The 8,872-nt window shown below is 71.8% G+C and carries 7 protein-coding genes, 2 tRNA genes and 1 pseudogene; 6 read left to right on the forward strand and 4 right to left on the reverse strand.

Features of this window, described 5'->3' with window-relative positions; translation table 11 throughout:
• The first annotated feature begins 81 nt into the window (after nt 1-81).
• The 3 genes from AB0L06_RS29380 (at nt 82) to AB0L06_RS29390 (ending at nt 741) form a co-directional block, all read left to right on the forward strand.
• Nucleotides 82-154 (forward strand) — tRNA-Ala (locus AB0L06_RS29380).
• 169 nt (nt 155-323) lie between these two features.
• On the forward strand, nt 324-554 hold the full coding sequence (locus AB0L06_RS29385) for a hypothetical protein (RefSeq protein ID WP_500234349.1): 231 nt from the start codon (nt 324-326) through the stop codon (nt 552-554).
• A 114-nt stretch (nt 555-668) separates the two neighbouring features.
• Nucleotides 669-741 (forward strand) — tRNA-Ala (locus AB0L06_RS29390).
• Nucleotides 742-820: 79 nt separating this feature from the next.
• Here AB0L06_RS29390 and AB0L06_RS29395 read toward each other — a convergent pair.
• Nucleotides 821-1,321: a hypothetical protein gene (locus tag AB0L06_RS29395; RefSeq protein WP_500234350.1), complete on the reverse strand. Its 501-nt coding sequence runs from the start codon at nt 1,319-1,321 to the stop codon at nt 821-823.
• Nucleotides 1,322-1,406: 85 nt separating this feature from the next.
• Between AB0L06_RS29395 and AB0L06_RS29400 the strand changes: the two genes are divergently transcribed.
• Nucleotides 1,407-4,625, forward strand: coding sequence for an ATP-binding protein (locus AB0L06_RS29400; RefSeq protein ID WP_500234351.1), 3,219 nt, complete (start codon nt 1,407-1,409; stop codon nt 4,623-4,625).
• Here the strand turns inward: AB0L06_RS29400 and AB0L06_RS29405 are convergent, their stop codons facing one another.
• Both AB0L06_RS29405 and AB0L06_RS29410 read right to left on the reverse strand, forming a co-directional pair.
• The gene (locus AB0L06_RS29405) at nt 4,626-5,447 is read right to left on the reverse strand and encodes an ABC transporter permease (RefSeq protein ID WP_500234352.1); all 822 of its coding nucleotides are present in this window, start codon (nt 5,445-5,447) and stop codon (nt 4,626-4,628) included.
• Nucleotides 5,444-6,436 carry an ATP-binding cassette domain-containing protein gene (locus tag AB0L06_RS29410; RefSeq protein WP_500234353.1) on the reverse strand — a complete coding sequence of 331 codons (993 nt, stop codon included), beginning with the start codon at nt 6,434-6,436 and terminating at the stop codon, nt 5,444-5,446. Before AB0L06_RS29410 ends, AB0L06_RS29405 begins: the two co-directional genes overlap by 4 nt.
• Before the next feature lie 149 nt (nt 6,437-6,585).
• Here AB0L06_RS29410 and AB0L06_RS29415 point away from each other — a divergent pair.
• Nucleotides 6,586-6,792: pseudogene (locus tag AB0L06_RS29415) on the forward strand (hypothetical protein); the annotation flags it as partial.
• A gap of 111 nt (nt 6,793-6,903) precedes the next feature.
• Here AB0L06_RS29415 and AB0L06_RS29420 read toward each other — a convergent pair.
• On the reverse strand, nt 6,904-7,509 hold the full coding sequence (locus AB0L06_RS29420; RefSeq protein WP_500234354.1) for a TetR/AcrR family transcriptional regulator: 606 nt from the start codon (nt 7,507-7,509) through the stop codon (nt 6,904-6,906).
• Between the two features lie 66 nt (nt 7,510-7,575).
• On the opposite strand from AB0L06_RS29420, the gene AB0L06_RS29425 reads away from it, so the two are divergent.
• On the forward strand, nt 7,576-8,391 hold the full coding sequence (locus tag AB0L06_RS29425; RefSeq protein ID WP_500234355.1) for an SDR family NAD(P)-dependent oxidoreductase: 816 nt from the start codon (nt 7,576-7,578) through the stop codon (nt 8,389-8,391).
• Nucleotides 8,392-8,872: the final 481 nt, after the last annotated feature.

Below are 8,872 nucleotides of genomic sequence, written 5' to 3' on the forward strand. Positions count from 1 at the left end.
CGCGTATTCGATTCGTCTGATCGCCGCCGGTCCTATATGCTGGCGGAGCGCTGCGGGGATGAACGTCCATCGCAGTCGCACGGGGCTATGGCGCAGTTGGTAGCGCGCCTCCATGGCATGGAGGAGGTCTGGGGTTCGAATCCCCATAGCTCCACAACAAGAAAGAGCGGCGGGCTTTGGCCCGCCGCTCTTTCGCTTTCCCAGCCCTTTTCGGCGCCGTCCCGGCCTGGTCCGACGCGGTCCGTTCGTGATCAGTTTCGAAACGGACACTGTTGCCTTTGAATGGACATAACACTCTGAGGGTGATGGTTTCCTTACCGACCATGGGACGACACCGCAGGGGAGCACGGCGAGAGGTCACCGTCGCCGACCTGATCGACGCGCTGCGCCGGTACCCGGCCGACATGGAGGTGCGGCTCGCCACGCAGCCGCGCATGCCCCAGGAGCACACCATCGGCGCGGTCGCCGAGGCGGACGGCCTGGTCTGGATCGGCGAGCGCGGCCAGGAGGGCTACGCGTCCGACCAGGTCGCCGAACGTCTCGGCTGGCGCTGACCCGATCCCGTCGCGGAACGGGACCCGATCCGGGATGGTCCGAACCGGTTCCGTGATGCACTAAGCTTTTACCTGCAGGTCGGCGCGGAGACACCTCCGGAGAAGGTCTGATGCGGGGCTATGGCGCAGTTGGTAGCGCGCCTCCATGGCATGGAGGAGGTCTGGGGTTCGAATCCCCATAGCTCCACAGTGAAGTGAGAGGGGCCGGTGGCGACACCGGCCCCTCTCACGTTTTCGTCCGCCGGTCCATCTCCGGGGACGCTCGGTCAGTAGCGGAGCACGGCCCCGACGCCCAGCTCGGCCTGCGGCGTGATCGCCGGGATGATCGTGAGATCGCCGTCCGTCGCCGCCACCGCGCGGATCAGGGCGGCGTCGGCGCGGTCCTCGGCCGGCTCGGCCACGCCGAGCTCCCGGAGCCGCTCAGGGGTCGCCGCGATCTCGTGCGGGCGCGGCCCGACCCACAGCCGGGTGGGCGCGGCCGGGTCCTCGTCCAGCAGCAGCGACTCGACGCGTCCGCCGAACGCGGCCTCGGCGGTCGCCGGAAGGCCGGCCACGGCGCGGCGGTCGCGCAGGTCCTCCGCGACGACGGCCTCCAGGGCGCGCAGGTCCCCGTCCGGCGCCCCCTGCGCGGCCAGCTCGCCGCGCCGCGCGCGCCAGCGCAGCTCGGCGGCCTTGGCCGCGTCCTCGGTGGTGCGGGTCAGGTCCAGGTAGAGGGACGAGAACGGACCGGACCCGGCGTACAGCGGCTTGAGGAAAGTCAGATCCATGTGCCCGCCCTACCCGCCCCACCCACCTCAAACGTCTTTGCGGCCACGGACGATCCCGACCTTCCGGGTGGGGGACAATGCGGGCATGGCAGGCGCGCGCATCGGCATCCTGGGGCCGCTCGAGGCGCGGGACGAGTCCGACCGTCCCGTCGAGGTCAGCGGTCCGCGGCTGCGCGCGCTGCTCATCCGGCTGGCACTCGAGCCGGGCCGTCCGGTGTCCGCCGCCCGGCTCCTGGACGACCTGTGGGAGTGCGACCCCCCTGGAGGGAACGCCCTGCAGGCCCTGGTGTCGCGGCTGCGCGCGGTGACCGGCAAGGACCTGGTCGAGCACAGCCCGGCCGGATACCGGCTCGCCCTCGATCCGTCCGCCGTGGACGCCGTCGCCTTCGAACGAGCCGTCATCGCCGCGCGTGCGCTGTCCAGCCCGTCCGACCGGGCCGCCAAGCTCCGGCAAGCCTTGGACATGTGGCGAGGCCCAGCCCTGGCGGACGTCGCGGACGCCGAGTTCGCGCGCGCACGAGCCGCCCGCCTAGAAGAACTCCGTCTCAGTGCGTTCGAAGACCGCGCAGAGGCCGAGCTGGCGCTGGGGGAGTCGGTCTCACTGCTTCCCGAACTGGAGGCTATGGCGACCGCGCATTCGCTGCGTGAACGCGTTCGGGGTCTCCTCATGCGCGCGCTGATGGCGGCGGGCCGTCCGGCCGACGCCCTGCGCGTGTACGAGGAAACGCGCGAACACCTGGCCGAACACCTCGGCGTCGACCCCGCCCCAGAACTGGGCGCCCTCCACCTGTCCATCCTCCGCGGCGACACCGAAAGGCCACGGCCGTCCAAGCCCGCAGGTCCTGCCGTCGCGCCCGCGCACGAGAAGGGCCAGACGAACCTGTCGGCCGCTCTCACCAGCTTCGTCGGACGCGACGAGGAGGTGCGGCAGCTCGGCAAGATGCTCGGCGAGTCCAGGCTCGTCACCCTCACCGGCCCCGGCGGCGCGGGCAAGACCCGGCTGGCGTCCGAGGCCGCCGCGCCCCTCGTGGACCGGCTGCCCGACGGCGTGTGGTTCGTCCCGCTCGCGCCGATGGCGGCGGACGGGAACGCCGACGCGGTCGCGCAGGCCGTCCTCGTCGCCCTGGACGTCCCCGACCCGCTGCGGCCGGCGGAGGGCCGCGCGGCGCCGCTCCCGCTGGACCGGCTCGCCGACCTGCTCGCCACCCGCCGCGCCCTGCTCGTCCTGGACAACTGCGAACACGTCCTGGATGCCGTCGCGGCGTTCGCCGACCGCGTCCTCGCCGCCGCGCCCGAGGTCCGCGTCCTCGCGACCAGCCGCGAGCCGGTCGGCATCACCGGCGAGACCCTCTACCCGGTGCCGTCGCTCGCGCTCCCGCCGTCCGGCGCGGACCCCGCGACCGCCCTCGGTCACGCGGCGACCCGGCTGCTCGCCGACCGCGCCGCCGCCGTCCGGCCCGGCTTCGCCGTGGACGACGCGAACGTCGCCGACCTCGTCGAGATCTGCCGGGCCCTGGACGGCATCCCGCTCGCGATCGAACTCGCCGCGGCCCGGCTCCGCGCCCTCACACCCGCGCAGGTCGCGGCCCGGCTCGGTGACCGGTTCCGGCTGCTCACCGGCGGCAGCCGCGCCGCCCTGCCCCGGCACCGCACGCTGCGCGCCGTCGTCGACTGGAGCTGGGACCTGCTCGACGACGCCGAGCGGACCGTCCTCGCCCGCCTGTCGGTGTTCGCGGGCGGCGCGACCCCCGAGGCCGCCGAGCGCGTCTGCGGGACGGGCCTGTCCGCCGACGTCATCGACGTCGTCGCGTCCCTGGTGGACAAGTCCCTGGTCATGGCCGACGGCGACGCCGAGCCGCGCTACCGGCTGCTGGAGACCGTCCGCGTGTACGCGCGGGAGCGCCTGGACGAGACCGGCGAGACCACCGCCGTCCGCGCCGCGCACGCCGCCCACTTCCTCGAACTCGCCGAGACCGCCGAGCCCGAGCTGCGCCGCGGCGACCAGCTCGCCTGGGTCGAACGGCTCACGGCCGAACGCGACAACCACAACGCCGCGTTCCAGACCGTCCTGGACGCAAGGGACGTCCCGACCGGCGTGCGCCTGGTCACCGCGCTCGTCTGGTACTGGCTGATGCGCGACCTGGAACGCGAGGCGTGCTGGTGGGCCGCCGCCATCATCGAGATCGCCGGGGACGAGCCGCCGGACGGCCTCAGCGAGGAGTACGCGATCTGCGCCTTCACCGGGAGGGTCATCGCGAGGTCCGGGCAGGAGGGCCCCGCCCCGGAGCTGTTCGCCGAGGCGATCAACGAGCTGCTGCATCTCCTGCCGGAACGGCCGAGGCACCCGATGGCGGTGATCGCCCGGCCGATCTCCCGGGTCTTCGCCGGAGACTTCGAGGCCACGGCGGAAGGCTTCCGGGGGCTCGTCGGCCACGCCGACCCGTGGATCAGCGCGATCGCCGAGACCTTCCTGACCTTCAACGCCCTCCACAACGGCGACCTGGACTCCGCCTACACGCGCGCGCAGGAGTCCTACGAAGGCTTCCGTGCCCTGGGCGACCGGCTCGGCATGGGGATCACCCTCATCGTCCTGCTGCAGATCTCGCTGAGCCGGGGAAGGCCCGAAGAGGCGATCCGCTATGGCGAGGAGGCCCGCCGGTACTCCGCCCAAGGCGTCAACCCGGACCAGGGGGCGGTCGTCCTCATCCACCTCGCGACCGCGCACGCCGAACTCGGCGACTCCGAACGCGCCCACCAGCACCTCACCGAGGGCATCCGCGCCGCACTGCGCATCGGCGAGTACGCCGACGCGACGATGGGCTACCTCACGCGGGCCGAGCTCCACCAGCGCGACGGCGACCTCGCGTCCGCGCGAGCCGCCGCCGAAAGCGCCCTCGAACTGGTCACTCCCCGCGTCGCCCGAGGCGACTTCCAGCAGCCCCGGACGCTCACCTACAGCAGGCTGGGCACCCTGGCCGCCCTGGACGGCGACCTCGAGCGCGCGGCCGAATGGCATGCCCGCGCGCTCCGTCACATCGACCCGAAGTCGCTGCTCGTCAACCAGCCGCTGGCCAGGGTCGTCGAGGGCATCGCCTGGCTCTCCGCCGCCCGTGGCGACCACGAGCGCGCCGCCGAACTCCTCGGCATGGCCCACAGCGTCGTCGGCTTCCGCGACGAGCAGAGCCTGGACCGCCGCCGGGTCGTGGCCGCCGTCCTGCCCGTCCTCGGCCAGGACGCCTTCGACGCCGCCTACGAGCGGGGCCGCTCCGCGACCCGCGAAGACGCCCTGGCCCTGATCCCCTGATCAGGCCCGCCGCGCGTACATGACCATCGCGATCGGGAACGTCACCACGACGATCCCGATCGCCCACGCCAGCGTGTACCAGACGTGGTCCCCCGCCGAGCCGCCCACCAGCAGGGCACGCAGCGACTCCGTCAGATGCGACACCGGGTTCACCTTCGTCCACGCCTGGAGCCAGCCCGGCATCGTGCTCGTGTTCGCCACGAACACGCTGCTCCCGAACGTCAGCGGCATGACGAAGATGAACGCCAGCCCCTGGACGGTCTCCGGCGACGGCGCGAGCAGCCCGACCACCACCGAGATCCACGAGAAGGCCAGGTAGAACAGGTAGGCCAGCCCGAACCCCGCCAGCACCCGCAGCGGATCGGAGCCGAACCGGAACCCCATCGCCGTGCCCGCGGCCGTCAGCACGACCATCACTGTCAGAAACCGGATCGTGTCGCCCAGGACAGTTCCGATAAGGGGTGCGGACCGCGCGATCGGCAGGCTCCGGAACCGGTCGAACACGCCCTTCCGCAGGTCCTCGTTCAGGGCCGTGCCCAGTCCCATCGTCGAGAACATCGCCATCTGCGCCACCAGCCCCGGCAGCAGTTGCTGCAGGTAGGCATGCGTGTTCCCGGCCACCGCGCCGCCGAACACGTACAGGAACAGCGTCAGGAACACCAGCGGCATCAGCGTGACGTCGAGCAGCTTCTCCGGCGAGTGCCTCAACTGCGCGATGTTCCGCCACGCCAACGTCAGGCTGTGCCGGACGGTCCTGCGCGCGCTGATCCGCGTGGGCGGCAGCGCGTCCGCCATCGTGCCGCTCATCGTCGCCGTGGTCATCGAACGCTCCCCTCGAGCTGCTGCTCGGCGGCGCCCTCAGCCGCCGCCCGCTCGGACGCCACGTGCCCGGTCAGGCTCAGGAACACCTCGTCCAGGCTCGGCAGCCGCAGAGCCACCTCGGCCGCCACGAGGTCCGCCTCGTCCAACCGCCGGACCACCGCCCGCAGAATTCCCGGATCCGTCACCGGGACGGTCACCAGGCCCGCGTCCGCGCGCACCTCCGGCCGCTCGCCGGTCAGCTCCGCGACGATCCCCGCGAGCTGCTCGGTCCGGAACACCTCCGCGGCCCGGACGGCGAGCGTCTGTCGCCCGGCCCGCGCCTTCAGCTGCGACGGCGTGCCGTCCGCGATCACCCGGCCGTGGTCGAACACCGCGATCCGGTCCGCGAGCGCGTCCGCCTCCTCCAGGTACTGCGTGGTCAGCAGGACCGTGGCGCCGTCCGCGACCATTTCCTGGACGGTCTCCCACACCTCCCCGCGCGCCCGCGGGTCCAGCCCGGTCGTCGGCTCGTCCAGGAACACCACCCGAGGCCGATTGATCATGCTCGCCGCGATGTCCAGGCGCCGCCGCATGCCGCCCGAGAACGTCTTGACGGCCCGGTTCGCCGCATCGCTCAGCCGGAACCGCTCCAGCAGCCCCGCCGCGCGCGCCCGCGCCTCCGCCCGAGGCAGGTCCAGCAACCGCCCGATCATGACCAGGTTCTCCCGGCCGGTCAGCTCCTCGTCCAGCGACGCGTACTGCCCGGTCAGCCCGATCAGCGCCCGCACCCGCGTCGCCTCCCGGACGACGTCGAACCCGCAGATCTCCGCGCGCCCCTCGTCCGGACGCAGCAGCGTCGCGAGCACCCGCACCGCCGTCGTCTTGCCGGCGCCGTTGGGCCCGAGGACACCGAGGACCGTCCCCTGCTCGACTTCCAGATCCACGCCGTCCAGCGCCTGTGTCTCACCGAACCGCTTGCGCAGCCCCGCGGCCCTAATGACCTGCCCCATCCTTGGCCTCCTGTGGTCTACATGGGCGGCCCACGAACGCCGTCCACTTCCTCCACATTCGGCCCCTCGCCTGACACCGCACCGCCATGGCCCGGTCCCGGCTGACGTCCCACTGACACGGCTCTGACGCGTGGCCAAGATCACGACGCATGCCGGGCATCGAAGAACCCCGCGCGCTCTCCCGCCACAGCGACGCCTTCGAGAACTTCGCCGGCAGTTCGTCCGCCGTCGTGATCCACCGTCAGGACGTGCTGAACGAGTCCCTCGGCGCCACCGACCGCACCTTCGACCTGCGCGCCCGCACCCCTTCCGGCGGCGGCCAGGTCCTCGGCGACGTCACCAGCATGGGCAGCTTCTCCCACCTCAGCCAGACCTGGCTCTGGTCCTGGGCGAACCCCAACTTCACCTGGGACGACCCCGCCGTCGCGCCCCTGCCACACCGCGCCCCTAACGCGTGCGCACGAGCCTCACGACGCACGCGCCCCCGCCCGGACGGCCGCGACTGCCCGCGCGACAACCCGAGCAACCTCGTCCGTGCTACGGCCCTCGCCACGTCCGGCAAGCAGGTCGAAGGACTCAAAGCTCGTCAGCTGCCAGGCGACATCCAGCAGCTCCTCCGCGGGCGGCTCCCCGTCGAACCGGCTGAGCAGGGCCGACAAGCCCGCCCGGCGCCGGTCATCGCGCTCGCGCAGAAGCCGGTCCAGGTCATCGTCCAGGACCGTCATGCCACGCAGCCTCCGCAGCACCGGACGCTCCGACGCCCAGAACCCGCAGAACGCCGCACAGAACGCGGCCAGCGCCTCGTCCACGTCGTCCGCCGTGAAAGCCGGTTCCAACGACAGCCCGGCATGCTCCGCCAGCGAGTCGAACAGCGCCTCCAGCAGCCCCGTCTTGGACCCGAACACGTTGTAGACCGTCTGCCGCGACACGTCCGCGGCCTTCGCGACGGCGTCCATCGACACACGCGTCACACCCTCACCGGCCAAATGCTCACGCGCGGCTGAGAGCACACGCCGACGGGTCTCGTCGGCCGCGGCCGCGCGACGGTCCGAACGGTAGGGACGAGGCGACATCCTTGACCGACCTTCAAATTGGATTTACTGTCTGTCTAACGAATCCTATCGGAAAGCAGGCCAGCCGTGAACACCTCGACCACCCGTCCCCTGGACGGCCGCGCCACGATCGTCACCGGAGCGAGCCGCGGCATCGGAGCCGCGACCGCCCGCGCACTGCACCGGGCCGGATCCGCCGTCGTCCTCGCCGCCCGCGACGCCGACGCCCTCAAGTCGCTGGCCGACGAGATCACCGCCGACGGAGGACGCGCCCTCGCCGTCCCGACCGACGTGACCGACGCCGACGCCGTCGAACACCTCGTCCAGCAGGCCCTCGACACCTACGGGCACCTCGACGCCGCCTTCAACAACGCCGCCGGCGGAGGACACCCGCCCACCCTGCTCGCGGACGTCGCCATCGAGGACTTCGACAGCGCCCTGACCGTCAACCTGCGCGGGGTCTTCCTGGCGATGCGCTACGAGATCCCCGCGATGCTGGCGTCCGGCGGCGGAGCGATCGTCAACATGTCCTCGACCGCCGGACTCCAGGCCGTCGGCGGACTCGCCGGGTACGTCTCCAGCAAGTTCGGCCTGATCGGCCTCACCCAGACCGCCGCCCTCGACTACGCCGACGCGGGAATCCGCGTGAACGCCCTGGCCCCCGGGCCGATCCACACCGAGCAGCTCGAACGCGCGGGGGAGCAGGCCCGGGCCGCCGCCGCCCGGGCCATGCCGATGCGCCGCATCGGCGCGCCCGACGAGGTCGCCGAGGCCGTCGTCTGGCTCTGCTCGGACGCCGCGTCCTTCATCACCGGCTCCGTCCTGCCGATCGACGGCGGCAAGCTCGCGGGCATGGTCCCCTTCAGCGGGAAGCCGTCCGCCAAGGCCCCCGCCACCGACTGACCGCGCTGCCCGGACGACCCCGGGAAGCCCCGATTTGACGACCCCTCGGGGAGTACCTAATGTTCCTCCTGCCCCGAGGGGATGCGGGACGCCGAGAGGCGGACGGCCCCGGGGAGACCATCCAAGAAAAACCGTTCGAAGCACTCTTCGGACCGCGTTACTCTTGAGTGGTCAGCCCGGAACGGGATGCAGGACGCCGACAAGGTGGCCGGCCCGAGGGACTCCACCGAATGATCACGTCGGACGACGTCTAGTCGTCTGTGTCTTCATGGGTGGACGGGCAAGCTCAGAAGATCGGCCCGAAAGAGCCGGTTGACAAGAGTGAAGATCCCGGTAAGATTGAAGGGTTGCCCCGGAGCGAGGCCCGCGAGAGTGGGTGGAGCGCGGTGGGTGTCCGTTTCTTGAGAACTCAACAGCGTGTTAAAAGCCAGTGCCTTTATCGATCAGGCAGTTTTGTCTGATCGCCCCGTGCACTTGGACT

Source organism: Spirillospora sp. NPDC052269, assembly GCF_040679435.1.
Classification (GTDB): Bacteria; Actinomycetota; Actinomycetes; order Streptosporangiales; family Streptosporangiaceae; genus Spirillospora.